The organism is Bradyrhizobium sp. AZCC 2262 (assembly GCF_036924535.1).
Classification (GTDB): domain Bacteria; phylum Pseudomonadota; class Alphaproteobacteria; order Rhizobiales; family Xanthobacteraceae; genus Bradyrhizobium.
The window spans coordinates 622,086-638,310 of the sequence record NZ_JAZHRT010000001.1 but is presented as its reverse complement, the minus strand read 5'-3'; the positions used below and the strand labels follow the sequence as shown (position 1 = coordinate 638,310).

Genomic DNA, 16,225 nt, shown 5'->3' with positions numbered 1-16,225 from the left:
AATATATTTTTTGGTGCTATCAGTAAGCGCTACACGGGGATTCTGAATGACGATCCAATTTGCTTGCGCACGATGTGAAGACGTTTTTCCAGCCAATGAATTATCATGCCTTCGAGTCGCCGGATAATGGAGGCGAACATGGCTGACGTGATCAACCTGAAGCGATTTAAGAAGCGTAGCGAGAAGGAACAATCGGCAAGGCAGGCCGACGCCAACCGTGCACGGTTTGGCCGGACCAAAGCCGAACGTACTCTCGATGAACGTCGCAAGGATCGCGCCGGCGATCTTTTGGACCAGCACAAGCTCGATGACGGAGACGCGTCATGAAGTCACCAGTCGTCAAGCGCTCGATCGTGGTCGCCGGCCACAAGACCAGCGTCAGCCTCGAAGAGGCTTTCTGGAACGGCATGAAGGAAATCTCGGGGCTGCGGAACATGACCTTGTCCGAGCTGGTCGGCGAGATCGACAGCAACCGCCAGCAGGGCAATCTGTCCTCAGCGATCCGTCTTTTCGTGCTCGATTATTTCCGCACCCGCGCCATACCGGCTGCCGCGGCGGACGCGCCGCGGCCGCAGGCTTAGGCTTCGGTCAGGGCGAGCGCGCCGCAAGCGCGCCCGCTTTGCTCCATCGCAACGCTCAATAAACGAGTCCGGTGCCCGGCGGCTTTTCGAGCGCCGCAGCCAACGACCGATATTCGTCGCAGCCCGTGCCGCAAATCGCTGCGATCCGGCTCAGATGATACGATGCCTGGTCGCGATTGCCCTGCTCGATCTGCCACAGCCCGTAATACTGCCACGTCAACACATGGTTCGGGTCCGCCTTCAATGCGCGCTCGTACCAGATCTGCGACAGCTTGTAGTCGCCGAGCTTGCGATAGGAATAGCCGATCAGGTTGGCGACGCCGGCGTTGTCGTCGTGGCCGAGCGCCTTGAGCTGCTCGATGGCGGCAGCATAATCGTTGCGCTCATAGATCGTCGCGTGCGCGGCGCGATATCCCTGCCGGAAGACGGCATCGTCGGCGCTCGACTGTTTGGTGGGCTTCTTCTTGGATTTGGCGCTCGACCTCGGAGCGGATCTGTTGCCCGGCGGCGGTGGCGATGGCGGGTTGGCCGAAGGTGGATCGCCGCCGCCTCCCGCGGCAAAAGCGGGAACGGACGGCGGCGAAGCGATCAGCGCCACCGAGAACATTGCCAGCGTTGCGAGCTTGATTGCCGATTTTAACATGCGAACCTCCGGTTTTCCTGCGTGAGTGAATCCACGGTCCAGCCGCAGGTACAGACCCCGCCGGGCGTCAAGTATTCCCGCCAGAGCACGCCGAAGTGTTGCGCGTTGCGGCAGGCTGGACGAATGACGGGCAAATGCGTATCTAATTGATGGTCGTTGCAGTTCCCCGCAGAATGCGGCGGGCGGAACCCGACGAAGACCGGCGAAAGAGACCGGCTGAAGACGAAGACTGACGGAAAAGACCCGTCACAGAGAAAGCCTGGAGAGAAAAATGGACATCGCAAAGCTGACCGCGCCTCGCGACATCAGTCCATTTTCGGAAGCCCCTCCATGCCTGCCTTTCTCGTTCTGGATTCCATCTCCCTCGCCACGCCTGACGGACGCCCGCTTTTCGATCGATTGACGCTCGCGATCGGGCGCGAGCGCACCGGCCTTGTCGGCCGCAACGGCTGCGGCAAATCCACATTGCTTCGCCTGATCGCAGGCGAGATCGAAGCAGCAGGCGGATCGCTGCAACGCATCGGCTCGATCGGCATGCTCGCGCAACTGAGCGATGAACGGCTGATGGTCGACGAGGCGCTCGGCGTCGCCGGCGATCTTGCCCGGCTGCGCCGGCTCGAACGCGGCGAAGGATCGCTTGAAGACGCCGCGGACGCGGATTGGACGCTGGAAGCGCGGATCGAGGCGGCGCTGGCCGAAGCCGGACTGCCGTCGCTATCGCTGCATCGCCCGATCATCTCCCTGAGCGGTGGCGAGCGAACGCGCCTCGCGCTGGCGCGTCTCCTGATCGAGGCGCCCGATGTGCTGCTGCTCGACGAGCCCACCAACAATCTCGACGCCGAGGGCCGGCAGGCCGTGGCGCAGTTGCTCGAACGCTGGCAGGGCGGCGTCCTCGTCGCCAGCCACGACCGCGCGCTGCTGGAACGCGTCGACCGCATCGTCGAGCTGACGCCGATCGGCATCAGCATATTCGGCGGCGCGTGGTCGGCCTTTGCCGAAGCGCGCGAGGCCGCCCGCGCCCGCGCCGCTGATGACCTCGACCGCGCCTCGGATGCCTTACGCAACACCGAGCGCGCTCTGCAGAAGGCGCGGGAAAAGAAGGCGCGCCGCGACAAGGCCGGCCGGGCTTGGCGCGCCAAGGGCATCGAGGACAAGATGTTCATGGACCGCGAGAAGGAGCGCGCCGAGAACAGCGCCGCGCGCGAAAGCCAGCTCGCCGGCCGCCTGCTCGGGGAGCGCACCGAGGCGCTGGAAATGGCCAGGGCGCAAGTCGAGATCCTGACGCCGCTTTCGATCGACCTGCCGCGCACTCATCTGCCCGGCGGGCGAGAACTTATCGCGTTGAAGGACGTGGTGATGGCCTTCGGAGAACGCCATCTGCTCGGACCACTGTCATTCGAGGTTCGCGGACCCGAGCGGATCGCCATCCGCGGCGCCAACGGTAGTGGCAAGACCACCCTGTTCCGCCTGCTCACCGGCGAGCTGAAACCTGCGGGCGGCGAGGTCGGCCGCCGCACCGACCGCATTGCCGTACTCGATCAGCACATCGGCCTGCTCGATCCCGGGCTGAGCATTCTCGACAATCTGCGCCGCCTCAATCCGGAGCTCTCGGCCAACGAAGCGCACGCTGCGCTCGCGCGGTTTGCGTTCCGTAACCGGGCCGCGCTGCAGATGGCGGCCACGCTCTCAGGCGGCGAACGGCTGCGCGCGGGCCTCGCCTGCGTCTTCGCACGCCCGCAGCCGCCGTTCCTCCTGCTGCTGGACGAGCCGACCAACCATCTCGATCTCGCCTCGATCGAGGAACTGGAAAATGCGCTGAAGGGATTCGACGGCGCGCTGATCGCGGTCAGCCACGACGAGGCATTTTTGCGGACGATCGGGATCGAAAGGGAGATCGTGCTTTAGGCCAGCGCGGGTGCACATACGACGCAGAAATAGTGCATTCACGCGGCAGGCGAACTCGCCACCTCCTGTTTGACGCACGCGCAGCAATCAGACGGGGGGCTTGGAGTGCGTCCCGCCTGTCACCGGCTCAGCCATGCGCAGGAATTCGTCGAACGCGACGGCGCCTTCCGCGACAGCGTAACAAGCTCGACTGTCGATGAAGAGTTGCGCGTCATGGTCAAAGATATCCACGATGAAAAGCGGCTGCTTCACGGCGCCGGTCGGCGGAGCAGCGTGCATACGAATTTCATAGTCCCCGATCCACGCCAGAGAAATCGCTGCCGCGTCGCCTTCAGGGCGGGACAGCAGGCTGACATAAGCCCGGGAAACTCTCAGCGTTGTCAGGTTGTATTCCAACGCACGGCCCACGGAAAACCTCGCGCTTTGATTGGTCGGCCGCATGATTGACAACTCCGCCATTACGAGACGCTGGCGGGGAAATTAATGTTTCGAAAGACGGGGCCGGGTTTCGAGCGCACCAGGCACTGGCTTTGGACCCCAGAACACAAAATATCGAAAACAACCCCATGCAAAGTAGAATTGGCCGCGGCTCGCAGCGCCCTGCCGCACGCTCGCATGGAACGGCGATCGGAACGCTTCACCATGTGACCAACGGAGAGCGATGCAGCCATGCGTCGGTGTGCAATTGGTCCAGAACAAACCTCCCAACGTTTTCTCGCGATATGGTTCCACCATGGAAGCCGGACATATCCGTGAGCGCCCGGATCGAATCGCGGCCAGGCTTGTCGTTCAACATGGACGGGCGAACGAGAACCCAGTCGAGGCCGCTTTCTCTGACGATCGCTTCCTGCCGGTTCTTGTCGGCGTACACGTTGCGCAGGAGGAGCGGGAAAATCAGGTTGTCGAACAGGAAGCCGCCATGCCCGGCACTGTCGCCGGCGCCAATCCCGGTGATGCAAATCAAGCGGGAGACTTGCTCTGCCTTCATCGCGCTCACGAGTGCGCGCGTTGCGGCCGACAGAAATGTCACCTCGCGGAGCGGGCTGGCCGGTGTGCCGAGCGCACTGATGACGGCGTCCCGGCCTTCGAGCGCTTGACGCAAGACGATCTCGTCGCGCGCGTCTCCGACGATGAGTTTCGCTCCCTCAAGACCGCTCGCTTTTTCGACGGACCGCGTCAGCACGGTGACGTCGTACTTTCGCGCTATCGCCTGGCTGACGATCAGCCGGCCGGTGCCGCCGGTCGCCCCAAGAACCAATATCTTCGGTTGAGCCGTCCGGAAGGTATCGGTTACGGAATTATGCATGATAGTTGCCTCGGAAAGCGGGACGCCCCGAGAGACAGTCCCGTCGGTTGTGTTTCGATGATGATTGGAGCCTGCCATCGCGGCTGTGCGTGGCCTGTGTCGTCAGGTCGAGGCGACGATCTCGGAAGCAAAGTCGCGATAGGAGCGCAGAGGACGGCCCAGAAGCGCTGTCAGGCGCGCAGCGTCGCCGGGCTCGGAGATCATTCCCTCCGTGATGAAACGCTCGCTCATCAGCCGCATGTCGAACGCCATCCAGTTCGGCATGAACTGCCGCAGGTTCTTCTCGAAGCCGGCGGTGTCGTCGCCGGGATAAGCGATCGGGCGGCCGAGCACCTCCGACCAGATGCCGGCGACATCCGCGCCGGTCAGCAGATCTGGACCCACAAGATTGATCCGGTCGAGCGGCAGCGGCGTGGCGGACTGCTCGCGGCGGATGAGCTCGATGGCTGCGATCTCGCCAATGTCGCGCGCGTCGATCATGGCGAGCCCTTTGCTGCCGATCGGCATCGGGTACGCGCCATATCCGATCACCACGTCCTTGATCGTGAGATCGTTGTTCATGAAGTAGGCCGGGCGCAAGATGGTGGCGTTAAAACCCATCTTCTCGATCATCCGTTCGACAGCGAACTTGCCGGCGAAGTGCGGCACGTTCACGTAGAGATCGCTGTGGATCACCGACAAATAGACGATGCGCTCGACGCCGGCCTGCCGGGCGAGGTTGAGTGCTATCAGCGCCTGCGTGAATTCATCCGGTGCGACGGCGTTGAGCAGGAACAGGGTGGAGACACCTGAGAACGCACTGCGCAGCGCGTCGACGTCGAGCAGGTCGCCCTGCGCGACCGCGACGCCGGCCGGGAAGCTGGCCTTGGCAGGATCGCGGACGAGAGCGCGCACATCGGCGCCGCGCTTGACGAGCTGTTCGATCACTTGGCGGCCGACTGTGCCGGTTGCGCCCGTAACGAGGATGGTCATGGGGGTCACTCCGGGTTTGAGACAACCCCGAAGTTAACGATCCACATTTGGACCGATAGACGCTATATTTGAACAGATCGTCTCACTGGTGGAACATATGGATTTGATCGCCCTCGCTGACTTCAACCTGGTTGCCCGGCACGGAGGTTTCGGACGGGCCGCGCGCGCCGCTGGACGCCCGAAGGCGACCCTGTCCCGCCGGGTTGCGGAACTGGAGAGCAGCCTCGACCTGCGCTTGTTCGAGCGTGGCGCGCGCGCGTTGAAGCTCACACAGGAAGGGCGGGCACTCTACGAGAGAACCGGGGCATTGCTGACCGAGCTCGACGAAGCCGCGGCGGCAATCGCTTCGGGTGGGGACAAGCCGCGGGGTAGATTGAGAATTAGCGCGCCTTTGCTCTTCTCGCAGACCGCGATGGGAAATCTCGCCGCCAAATTCGCATTGAAATATCCGGAGGTCAGGCTTGAGATCACGACCGAGGACCGAGCCGTCGATATGATCGAGGAAGGTTACGACGTGGTGATCCGGGTCAATCCGGATCCGGACGAAAGCCTGGTCGGACGAATCTTCCTGCGCGACCGGCTCGTCGTCGTGGCGAGCCCGGACCTGAAGCGACCGACGGTTGGTTCGCGTATTCCCGCTGTCGTGCGCGGGACGGCCGACCAGGCTGTCGTTTGGGAGGTAACCTCGCCAACCGGAAGATCGCGCATCGCGATCGATCCGGTCCTTCGCCTGTCTTCGCTCATCATGGTGCGCGATGCGGTGCGAGCAGGGGTCGGCGCCGGACGTCTCCCGGTGTCGCTGGTGAGTCACGACCTGGCCGCCGGCACGCTGGTGCATTGGGGTGACGTAGACGGACCAGACATCAACCTATGGACGCTCTACCCGTCGCGGCGGCTGTTGAGCGCCCGCGTATCCGCGTTCCTCGACTATCTAAAGGAAGCTTTTCCGAAGGGTACGCCTGACGAGTTGGCGTCCTACATCGGGGGATGACAATCCTAATTCGAGCGCGGCGGCGGATTGGCGACCTGCGGCGTCAGCGCCAGCGGCGGACGCGGTTTCGGCTTGGCGGCGGAGCCCGGCGCGGGCCGCACGTCGATCGGCGGCGGCAGCGGCGCAACCTGCGGCGCGCCAGCAACGGGTGCGGGCGGCGCATTGACGACGGGTGGACGCGGCGCCGTCGCCTTCTTCGCCGGAGGTCGCCGGTCGCGGCCGCCCTTTGGGGCCACTGGCGCGCTCGGCACCGCCTCCTGGATCGGCGCTTGTCCATCCGCGGGCAGCACGATCGGCGGCGGCGCCGGCGGCGGCGGCTCGCCACGCTCGATGGCATCGAGCCTTCGGGTTTCGTGATCGATCGCGCGCACCGCCAGCCACGAAGACAATGGGGCGACGTCGACGCTGCGGCTGAGCGCGTCGGGCGTGCCCACGGCAAGCAGTTGAATTTCCGGACGCCCGGTCGTCATCGTGAGGGAAAGCGCGGCGCGGATATCGGCCTGATCGGCGGCGATATCGTATCCGCCGGAGACGGTGGCCCGCACGCCGTTGCCGTCCAGCGTCGTGGCCCCCACGCGAAGCCGGCCGTCCCTGATGGTAAACGGGATCTGCGCGGAAGGCACCGCAAGCGCGCCGGCCGGCAACGCAGATTCGACGATCTGCTTCAGTCGGACATCGTCCTTGGCCTGCCCGCTGTCATTGGCGCGGACCGCCACTTCGAAAGCGCGCGGATCGAGGCCCGAAATCCTCGCTGCCTCCAGAGTCAATGTGCCGCTGCCGGACAGCGCGCCCGCCAGCGCCGAGGCGCTGCGGCCCTGACTCGTCAGCGTCATCTGCATCGACGCACGGCCTGCGGGCATCGCGAGATTGCGATAGCGCAACGCCGTGCCGTCGACGCCGGAGAACTGGACACTTGCGTTCAAGGCAATGCCGTTCGCGCCTTGTTTGGCATCCATACTGGCGGTGACTTCGCCGCCGCCGATCTTGCCTTTGATGGAGTCGAAGCTCAGCGACTGGCCATCGCTCTTGATTACGCCGCTCACCGGCTGCAATTCGCTTCCACCCGGCAGCAGCCCGCGCAGTGCCTGAAACGCGATTCTGCCGCGCCAGCCCTTTGCGAGCCCCGTGCCGAGCGGCTCGGCGGCATCGTGTCCGGCGGCGCCGAGCGCGAGCGCAAAGGCCGGCGCCAGCGCAATCTGCTCAGCGCCGATTTCGCCCTCGATCTCCTTCTCCTCGCCGAGCGTCACCGCCAGGCTGCCGCGCAGGCGCGAGCCGCCGACGCTGCTGTCAAGGTCGTCGAAGGTCAGCTTGCTGCCGGTGAGCTGCACGCGCGAAGACAGGCCGATGTTCTGCGCCAGCGTATCCGCCGGCTTGAGATCGAGCAGCGGCCCGAAATCGGCGCGGCTGACTTTCAGAGAGAGATCGGCCTTGGCCTCCTGGGCCCATGGTTCGGCGGAGCCTTCCGCTTCGGCCGCGAGCCCCGTCCCCGAGATCTTTGCCTTGAGCCGCAACGGCCCGCCCCACGCGCCTGTCGCGCTGCCTTCGAATTGCGCCGGGCCGTCGCCCGCCGCAACGACCCGATCGAGGCCGAGCAAGACAAGCAGAGCGCGGCCCTGCTCGGACGACAATTTCGACTCGATCCCGACCTCGCTGCTCCGGAGCGCGGCGAGATCGATGCCCTGGATGGCCGCGACGGTCGGCCTCGCGGTGATCGTGGTGACGCCCTTGAGCAGCAGCGAGTCGAGGTCGGCCGTGGCGCGCGCGTGGACGCGATCGGACTGTCCGGCACTCCTGGTGAGGTCGAGCGCCAGCTTCAGCCGCGCTGCGCCCGGGCTGGTCCCCATCGCATTGAGCCGCGCGGCCAGCGCCGGTGAAAAGGGAACGATCAGGTTGGTCAACTGGCCGAGCGAGGCGGCGCTCGAATTGAGCGCGAACCATCCGGTCGCGTTGACGCGGTCGAAATTGCCCGCGCCGTCCAGCGTCACGCTTTCAAGCTGGCCGATCTTCAACTGCTCGATCGATATTTTTGTTGGCGAATAGGCCAGTCTGGCGAGCAGCGGACTGAGCTCCTGCCCGGCGGAGATAGCGCGGCCGACGTCGAGCGAAAGCTTTCCCTCCTCCGGCCACTCGCCTTGCGGTCCCGCCAGCGACCGCGCGACGGCCGTGGCGGCATCGAGATCGAGACGCTCCGCCTTCAGTTCCGCCTCGACCCGAGAGCTGTGAATCGCCTGCCGGTGCGACACCAGCACCCGCCCCTCCAACGTGCCGCCTTCGATGTCGGCCCTCATGGCGTCGATGGCAAAGCCCTCGGGCGCGACGGTCACATCGCCGCGCAGCCGAAGCGGCTTCTGGCTGCGATAGGCGGTGTCGCCGCGGCCCTGCAGCCAGGTCAACAATGCCTCGGGATCGGACGATTCGACGCTGAGCGCGACCTTGAAACGGTCCGGCGGAACGTTCTTCGCGCCGGCCTCGCTGAGAGAAACCCTGGTTGCGCCGGGCGCGCGAAACTCCAGTCGCCGCAGGCTCCAGGATTTGTCGTCGCCACGCACCTCGGCAGAAATATCCTGCAACGGGCGTCCGCCCAGCATGACCTGCTCGGATGTCAGCTCGATCTGCGCCGGAATCGGTAGATGCGGAACGAGCGTGGCGAGCGCCTGCAACGCCGGCAGCGCGCGAACCGGCTCAGCGGCATTGTCCTTGGTGAAGAACCTGTCGGCATCGAGCTGGCGCGCCGACAGCGCCGCGCGCAACAGCGGCGCCGCACCAAAACGGATGTCGCCGCTGCCTGAAAGTTTCAGCGCGCGCTCCTCGGGGCCAAAGCTCGCCTCGATTTGTTCGAGCCGCGCCGCCACGTAATCGGTTTTGACCTTCGCCGCAATTCGCCACGGTGGATCATTGCCCTTACCCTTCTGGCCGGGAGGCGCGACGAGCGTCATCGCGCCTTCGAAGCGCGGCGCGCGGGCATCGAAATTCAAGACGCCGTCGAGATCGATCGCGAGCGCGCGCTGGCCCGGGTCGATATTGAGATGCACGCGGGTGCCGTTGCCGTCGGGGCCCTGCCCCGACGAGACGCGAAACGGATAGCGTATGCCCGACAGCATGAAATTGCCGTCACCGCGGATCGAGCCCGCCAGCGAACGCACGTCGCCGCTGAAGGCGATGTCGTTCAGTTCGAGCGTAGAGCGGCTGGCCGCGTCATGCAGGGCGATGCGGCCGGTGAGATTGAGCCGGTCGATCGCCAGCGAGCCCAGATTGACCATCCCGGTCGATGCCGGCCAATCGATACGCCCCTTGGCGTCGAGCCCGAGGTCGAGCGACAGGCCGTTGATCGTCAATTGGGTGGCGCGCACCTCGCCGCGCATCAGCGAGCCCAGGCTGAATTCCACGTCGAGCTTGTCGGCGCGAACCTTGCCGAGATCGTTGGCGCCGCCGACCACGACCGAGTGCAGCTGCAGCGACGGCGCCGGCAACAGCCGCGCGTCGAGCTTGCCGCCGACGCGGACCGGTGTGCCGATGATTCGCGTCGCCTCGGCCTCGAATTGCGGCCGGAACTGGTTCCAGTCGATGAAATACGGCCCGACAAGCGCGGCAATCAACGCAATGATGAAGGCAATTGCCAAGCCGAGCAGCGTCGTCTGCACGGTGTCTCCCCTTGAACCGCCCCGGCGTGCAGGCCGCGCTACGCCGAACCCGGCCCCGGAGCAAGCCCGGAATATAGAGAGAAGTGTGGCGGAGTCACAGCGGCATACTGACAGGCACCAACCGGCTCCGGCTGGAGCCCTTATAACCGGAGCCAGGGACTCAAAACCACCGCCAGGGCGTTACCAGCTCGCCGGCAGGCGCTTCAGACCACGCAAGACGAAGGTCGGCCGCCATTCCGGATTGACAGCGTCATCCAGCCGCAGGTCCGGGATCCGCCGAAGCAGGGTCGAAATCGCGACTTCGGCCTCGATCCGCGCCAACTGGGCGCCGAGGCAGAAATGGATGCCGCCGCCAAAGGACAGCGGCCTGACATTGGGCCTGGCGATATCGAGGCGTTCCGGGTGGTCGGGATAGACCGCGGGGTCGTGATTGGCCGAGCCGAGCAGGCACAGCACGCTCTCGCCCTTCGGGATGCGTTTTCCGCCGAGATCGTCGATGTCTTCCAGCGCCACCCGGCCGGTCAGCTGCACCGATGAATCGTAGCGCAGGAATTCCTCGATGGCGTTGGTGATGAGCTCGGGCCTGGCCTTGAGCAGCGCCAGCTGGTCGGGATTGCGATACAGCGCCAGCAGGCCGTTGCCGATCAGGTTGACGGTAGTCTCGTGGCCCGCGCCGAACAACAGAATGATATTGGCGGTCAGCTCCTCATTGGTGAGCTTGCTGCCGTCTTCCTCAGCATGCACCAATTGCGTCGTCAGGTCATCGCCCGGGTTCTTGCGCCGCAGCTCGAACAACTGCTGGAAATACATCGCCGCCATCGCATTGCCGGCGTTGCCCTGCTTGATCTCTTCCGGCGACAGCGGCACCGGATCGAGTATCCGGCCGCCGTCGCGCGAACCGGCGTAAAACGCCTCGCGATGCTCCTCAGGGATTCCGAGCATGTCGCAGATGATGGTGACCGGCAGGCGGAACGCGAAATCCTCGATCAGGTCCATCTTGCCCTGCGGGATGATGCGGTCGAGCGTCTCGTCGACGATCTGCTGGATGCGCGGACGCATGTCCTCGACCCGGCGCGCGGTGAAGGCCTTCACCACCAGCCCGCGCAGGCGGGTGTGGTCCGGCGGATCCTGCTGCAGCATCCAGTGGCTCATGCTGCGGAACACCGGCTCGTCCATGATCTTCGGGCCGTAGCGGCGGATCGTTCGCTCGACATAGTCCTTGCCGAACCGCTTGTCGCGCACCACGAGGCTGACCTCGGCGTGGCGGCTGGCGACATATACGCCGAGCGGCGTCAGGTGCACCGGATCGGTGCTGCGCATCCGCTCGTAATGGGGATAGGGGTTGCGGATGAATTCCGGGTCCAGCGGGTTGAACAGCGGCGCGCTGCTGGCAGTCTGAACATGCTCGTTCATGGTGACCTCAACTGGTTGCGGGCTGTGGACAGTACAGCGGGTTTCCCCGGGCCGATCGATCGAAACTCGATACATTATTGTATTGAGTTGCATTCTCGCCTAAACTGGCCGGATGTCAAGAGTGCGAACGAGACCCACAAGGGACGATACCCGCGACAAGCTGTTCGAGGCGGCGGCGCGCGTGTTCGAGGAACAGGGTATAGGCGGCGCCAGCATCGAGGCGATCGCGGCGGCGGCCGGCTTTACGCGCGGGGCGTTCTATTCGAATTTCAAGAGCAAGGACGAGCTGATCATCGCCATGCTCGAGGATCACGTCGAGCAATCCATCGGGCGCATCCGCGATCTGCTCGAGCGGCACAAGAACCTTGCGGATTTCATCGATGCGCTGAAGACCATGAGCCGCAGCCAGCAGGATCCGCTCGGCCGCTCTCCCCTGCTGCATATGGAAATGATCTTGTTCGTGGCGCGCGCCGAAAAGCGCCGGCCCGAGCTCGCCAAGCGGCTGCGCGCCCGGCGAAAACTGGTTACCGACATCATCGAGACCACGGCCAGGAACAGCGGCAGGACGACCATTCTCAATCCGGTATGGGCCGGCGCGCTGGTGCTGGCGCTGGAGGACGGTTTTCGTCTGCACCGCCTGATCGATCCCGAGACCACGTCACCCGACAGCTTTTTTCGCGCCATCGGCGACCTGCAGAGGACGATGGGGATTTCATCGGCCTGAGCCGAAAATATCCGCCTCACGCAGGTCATTATAAATCGCCAGCATGAGCAAATGCCTGCGAATGCCGACACCGGAAATTCGACCTATTCCGCGCCCCGACGCCTGCGTCGTTTCAATGCACTCGGCAGTGCGCGCCTGAAATGCCTGGCCTTGATTTTGCTGTGCCTTGGCGCCCCGATCGACGCCAAGGCCGAGGAAGTCATTTCGCTCGCGCTGCCGATCAAGTGCCGACCCAGCCTGACCTGCTTCTTTCAGAACTATGTCGATCACGACGCCTCGGACAAGGTCCGCGACTATCGCTGCGGCGCGCGCAGCTATAACGGTCACGACGGCACCGATATCAGGATTCGCAATCAGGAAATCCAGAGACAGGGCGTGGAGGTTCTCGCCGCGGCGCCGGGACGCGTGATCGGCGGGCGAAACGACATGGAAGACGTTTCGATCAGGACCGCGGGAAAAGCCGCGATCGCCGGCAAGGAATGCGGCAACGGCGTGCTCATCGAACACGAGGGCGGCTGGCGCACCCAATATTGCCACATGGCCAAGGGCAGCGTCCGGGTCAAGCCTGGCGATCAACTGACGACGGGGCAGCCGATCGGAGTGGTCGGCTTGTCCGGCGATACCGAATTCTTTCATCTACACTTCACGGTGCGGCGCGGCGGAAAGATCGTAGACCCCTTTGCCTATGGTGCACCTGAGAATTCCTGCGGCGGCGGCCGCTCGCTCTGGGCCGCTTCCCTTGGCGAACAGATGCAATACCGTCCCCGGAAAATCATCGATTACGGCTTTGCCGGTATCGCGCCGACCATGGAGCTGATCGAGTCCGGGGAAATCGGCAAGCATCCCGTCACGCCGGGCTCGGATGCCCTCGTCGCCTATGTCCGGGCCATCGGCCTGCAGGCCGGCGATCAGCAATTCCTCACCGTGCAGAGCCCGGGCGGCGCTTCGCTCTCCGCCGCCAACCTTCCCGCGCTCGACCGCGACAAGGCGCAGTTCCTCGTCATCGCCGGGAAAAAGCGCACCGAGGCCGCGTGGCCTGCCGGCCGCTACACCGCGACCTACCGTGTAATCAGAGACGGGGCGGAAGTGGTGCGAAAGAGGTTCGACATTGAAGCGCGTTCCCGGTGAGCCGTGGTTGAGAGCGCTACGAGATTGGGCGTGTACTCATAAATCCGGAATGCCCATAGACTTGTCCCTATTGCCCTTGGAAGAGGACATCCGAGCGGGCCTTCAGTATGTCTGCTTTGTGCCAAAACCGGAAGTCCGGCCGCACCATTCGAACACCTCGTCGGCGCGCAGCAAGAGCGATGACGGCACCAGCAGGCCGAGCTTCTTCGTGGTGGCGAGATTGAGGACGGTCTGGAAGGGCGTGGCCTGCTCGACCGGTAGATCGGCAGGTTTGCGCCGAACAAGATAAGAACGCGCTGTACAGCAGCAGGACAACAGTCTACCGTCAACAAGAAGGTGGCAGTTGCTCACCTTGGAGCTGTCCATGAAGCGGCGACGTCCGAAGTCGCTGCTTGTCGTCGTAGCGGCAGCTGGAGCGCCATCGGAAGGCGCAATCTCACAGGCAGGATACTTCACAAGGCGCGGATGCGAGCGGCATCTGCGGCTGCGAACGCACTTCTGCGCGCAACAAAGGAGACCCTCATGAGAATACCCGCCATTTTGCAAGGTGAGTCGCGGACCCGCTTCCTCCAAGGTATCGCTTTCGGCGCTGTTGCGGCGATGACGATCGGATTTATCTGGGGCGGCTGGGTCACCGGCGGCACTGCACGAACCATGAGCGTAGTGGCAGAGAACAGCGGCCGGATGTCTGTCCTGGTCCCGATGTGCGTCGCGCAGTTCACTGCGGCTGACGGCGCCGTCGCCAAGTTCAAGGCGGCGGGCTCATATTCAAGGGACAACGTCATCGGCGAATTCGTGAAGACAGTTGCCGCCACGAGTATGGACTATTCATTTGCCAGGGCGTGCGCAGCCGGCGTAGAAGCCGAGCTCTCAAAGACGGCCAGCAAGAGCTGAGCGGTCGGTTCGCCGAGATAGGGATCCAGCGAAATGAGTGAATACAAGTTCGGACGGCCTTCCTATCTTGTCCTTTGCTTGTTGGCAGTCGTCCTGTTCGGCTCCTATGTGCTGCTAACTGGCTTTCAGGAGGACAACTCCGCAACCATGGCCCCGTATCTGACACTCGGTCGCTGACGTCTCGCGCGCTTTTTCTTGCGAACCACACCGGCCCGCCCGCGCGCCGGCAAGTAGATCCGCTGCCTCTTTTGTCAATTTTCCTTGGGCGGCCTGAAAGGATCAACATGACGACGAAGATCAAAGAGCATACGTGTGAAGCCTGCATGGGAACGGGCTACCCTGTGGTGCTGCAGCCGGTACAGCCGGGCCGCAAAATCTATCCCGTCAAATGCAATGCCTGCGAAGGCAAGGGAAAGATTGTGGACGCTTCCGCACCTCTGGGAGATTTCGAATGAAGAATGATCCATACCCGCTCCATATTACTTCGGCTTTGGTTTCTCTCTCGATCGTGCTGGTGGTTTGGATGCTCCTCGGCAATGGGTAGAAGCGTCTCGATGTAGGACCGCGCCCTCTCGCTAATTCGCGGGCTGGTCCGGACGTCACTTCAGGTCCGCTTCGGGTCAAAAGGAGAAATACCGGGATGACCAGCGCATGTCTGCTTTAGCCTCAAAAGCGGCCATCTCTCGCTTTATGAGTAAACACCCTAACCCGCGCTGCTGCTTCCTTGCGCCTTGTGCATCTGTCCCGCGACCGCCCTCACCTTGCGCGGCGACGCCCGCCAGATCGCAACCGCCGACAGGATGCTGATGGCGATGCCGATCGCAAAGGCCAGCGTGTAGCTGCCTGAAAGATCGTACAGCAGCCCGGTTGCCCACGGCCCCGCGGCGCCGCCGGCCAATGCGGCCAGCATGATGGTGCCGAAGATGCTGCCGTATTGCTTGCCCTGGAAAATTTCCAGCACCACCGCGCCCATGATCGAGGTCAGGCCATAGCCGAGCGCGCCTTGCGTGAAGATCATGAGATAGACCAGCGGCAACACCGGCGCGAATTTCAAGGCGATCAGCGCCGCGAAGCAGATCGCAAAGCCGGCGCAACTGATGGCCCAGATCCATTCACGCCCGATCCGGTCGGAGAGATGCCCGAGCCAGATCTGGCCGGGAATGCCGAGCAGGCTGACGACGCCGAGCGCCCACACCGCGACATTGGCGGAAAAGCCGACGTCGAGCAGGAATTTGGTCTGGTGCACCTGCACCGCGTACCAGATGTAGAGGCCGCAGAAATAGCCGAGCGAGATCCACCAGAATCGCGCGGTGCGCAGCGCGCGGCGCAGCGTCCAGTCGGTATTGGTCCACACGGGATCGACGACGTTCGAGACCGGTGCTGCCGATGTCGCCGACAGCGCGGCATCGCCATCCGGCCGCAGCCCGATATCCTCGGGGCGCTTGCGCAGCAAGAAATTGATCGGCGCGAGCACGGCGAGCACCAGAATGCCCATCGCGGTGCAGGCGGTGCGCCAGCCGGTCTGCTCGATCATGTGCTGCACCCACGGCAGCAACGTCACCGAACCGATGCCGACGCCGGCAAAGGCGAGCCCCATGGCCAGCCCGCGGCGGCGGATGAACCAGTTCGGCAGGAACAGCGATTGGCCGGAATAGCCGAGGCACACGCTCCCCGCGCCGACCATCACGCCGATGGTGAGATAGAGATGCCAGGGCTGCGTCGTCAGCGGCGCCAGCAACAGCCCGCCGCCCATCAGCGCGACGCCGAGCTCCATCACCCCACGCGGCCCGAAGCGATCCATCATGCGCCCGATCAGCGGACTGACGGCGCCCGAAACCACGAAGCCGAAGGAGAAGGCGCCGGCGGTGACGCCGCGCTCCCATCCGAACTCGGAAATGATCGGCGGAAAGAACAGCGAGAACGCCGTCCGCGCATTGACACCGATGGCCATGGTGACGAACGTCACCACGACGATCAGCCAGCCGTAGAAGAAGGGAAGACGCATCAGGTTTTTCTAGTTGGGAGAC

Annotated in this window: 16 protein-coding genes; 8 read left to right on the top strand and 8 right to left on the bottom strand. The window is 64.0% G+C overall.

The genetic code is table 11. The annotated features are described in order from the left end of the window. The first annotated feature begins 138 nt into the window (after positions 1-138). The gene (locus tag V1283_RS02955) at positions 139-327 is read left to right on the top strand and encodes a DUF4169 family protein (protein WP_334384948.1); all 189 of its coding nucleotides are present in this window, start codon (positions 139-141) and stop codon (positions 325-327) included. After that, on the top strand, positions 324-581 hold the full coding sequence (locus V1283_RS02950; RefSeq protein ID WP_334384947.1) for a ribbon-helix-helix domain-containing protein: 258 nt from the start codon (positions 324-326) through the stop codon (positions 579-581). Before V1283_RS02955 ends, V1283_RS02950 begins: the two co-directional genes overlap by 4 nt. Positions 582-636: 55 nt before the next feature. Here V1283_RS02950 and V1283_RS02945 read toward each other — a convergent pair whose 3' ends face one another. Further along, positions 637-1,224 (bottom strand): tetratricopeptide repeat protein, encoded by a 588-nt coding sequence (locus tag V1283_RS02945; protein ID WP_334384946.1) that lies wholly within the window; start codon positions 1,222-1,224, stop codon positions 637-639. 330 nt (positions 1,225-1,554) lie between these two features. Between V1283_RS02945 and V1283_RS02940 the strand changes: the two genes are divergently transcribed. Further along, a complete protein-coding gene (locus V1283_RS02940) occupies positions 1,555-3,129 on the top strand; it encodes an ABC-F family ATP-binding cassette domain-containing protein (protein WP_334384945.1) in 1,575 nt (524 codons plus the stop codon). A gap of 87 nt (positions 3,130-3,216) precedes the next feature. Here the strand turns inward: V1283_RS02940 and V1283_RS02935 are convergent, their stop codons facing one another. The 3 genes from V1283_RS02935 to V1283_RS02925 all read right to left on the bottom strand — a co-directional run bounded on the left by V1283_RS02935 (position 3,217) and on the right by V1283_RS02925 (position 5,407). Continuing rightward, positions 3,217-3,570, bottom strand: a complete 354-nt coding sequence (locus V1283_RS02935) for a hypothetical protein (RefSeq protein ID WP_334384944.1) — start codon at positions 3,568-3,570, stop codon at positions 3,217-3,219. 196 nt (positions 3,571-3,766) lie between these two features. Beyond that, the gene (locus V1283_RS02930; RefSeq protein ID WP_334392939.1) at positions 3,767-4,435 is read right to left on the bottom strand and encodes an NAD(P)-dependent oxidoreductase; all 669 of its coding nucleotides are present in this window, start codon (positions 4,433-4,435) and stop codon (positions 3,767-3,769) included. Positions 4,436-4,537: 102 nt separating this feature from the next. Beyond that, a complete protein-coding gene (locus V1283_RS02925) occupies positions 4,538-5,407 on the bottom strand; it encodes an NmrA/HSCARG family protein (RefSeq protein WP_334384943.1) in 870 nt (289 codons plus the stop codon). 97 nt (positions 5,408-5,504) lie between these two features. On the opposite strand from V1283_RS02925, the gene V1283_RS02920 reads away from it, so the two are divergent. Continuing rightward, entirely contained in the window at positions 5,505-6,398 is an 894-nt protein-coding gene (locus V1283_RS02920) for a LysR family transcriptional regulator (RefSeq protein ID WP_334384942.1), read from the top strand. 5 nt (positions 6,399-6,403) lie between these two features. Here the strand turns inward: V1283_RS02920 and V1283_RS02915 are convergent, their stop codons facing one another. Continuing rightward, complete coding sequence (locus V1283_RS02915) at positions 6,404-10,039, bottom strand: AsmA family protein (RefSeq protein WP_334384941.1); 3,636 nt, start codon at positions 10,037-10,039, stop codon at positions 6,404-6,406. Between the two features lie 180 nt (positions 10,040-10,219). Continuing rightward, positions 10,220-11,452, bottom strand: a complete 1,233-nt coding sequence (locus V1283_RS02910) for a cytochrome P450 (protein ID WP_334384940.1) — start codon at positions 11,450-11,452, stop codon at positions 10,220-10,222. Positions 11,453-11,564: 112 nt separating this feature from the next. On the opposite strand from V1283_RS02910, the gene V1283_RS02905 reads away from it, so the two are divergent. Both V1283_RS02905 and V1283_RS02900 read left to right on the top strand, forming a co-directional pair. Next, on the top strand, positions 11,565-12,176 hold the full coding sequence (locus V1283_RS02905; protein ID WP_334384939.1) for a TetR/AcrR family transcriptional regulator: 612 nt from the start codon (positions 11,565-11,567) through the stop codon (positions 12,174-12,176). A 51-nt stretch (positions 12,177-12,227) separates the two neighbouring features. Next, positions 12,228-13,304 (top strand): M23 family metallopeptidase, encoded by a 1,077-nt coding sequence (locus V1283_RS02900; protein WP_334384938.1) that lies wholly within the window; start codon positions 12,228-12,230, stop codon positions 13,302-13,304. Positions 13,305-13,406: 102 nt separating this feature from the next. Here the strand turns inward: V1283_RS02900 and V1283_RS02895 are convergent, their stop codons facing one another. Next, positions 13,407-13,670, bottom strand: a complete 264-nt coding sequence (locus tag V1283_RS02895) for a hypothetical protein (protein WP_334384937.1) — start codon at positions 13,668-13,670, stop codon at positions 13,407-13,409. A 156-nt stretch (positions 13,671-13,826) separates the two neighbouring features. Between V1283_RS02895 and V1283_RS02890 the strand changes: the two genes are divergently transcribed. Together V1283_RS02890 and V1283_RS02885 are read left to right on the top strand one after the other, a co-directional pair. Continuing rightward, entirely contained in the window at positions 13,827-14,198 is a 372-nt protein-coding gene (locus tag V1283_RS02890; RefSeq protein WP_334384936.1) for a hypothetical protein, read from the top strand. 284 nt (positions 14,199-14,482) lie between these two features. Next, positions 14,483-14,653 carry a zinc finger domain-containing protein gene (locus V1283_RS02885; RefSeq protein WP_334384935.1) on the top strand — a complete coding sequence of 57 codons (171 nt, stop codon included), beginning with the start codon at positions 14,483-14,485 and terminating at the stop codon, positions 14,651-14,653. Between the two features lie 248 nt (positions 14,654-14,901). Here V1283_RS02885 and V1283_RS02880 read toward each other — a convergent pair whose 3' ends face one another. Further along, the gene (locus tag V1283_RS02880) at positions 14,902-16,203 is read right to left on the bottom strand and encodes an MFS transporter (RefSeq protein WP_334384934.1); all 1,302 of its coding nucleotides are present in this window, start codon (positions 16,201-16,203) and stop codon (positions 14,902-14,904) included. Positions 16,204-16,225 lie beyond the last annotated feature (22 nt).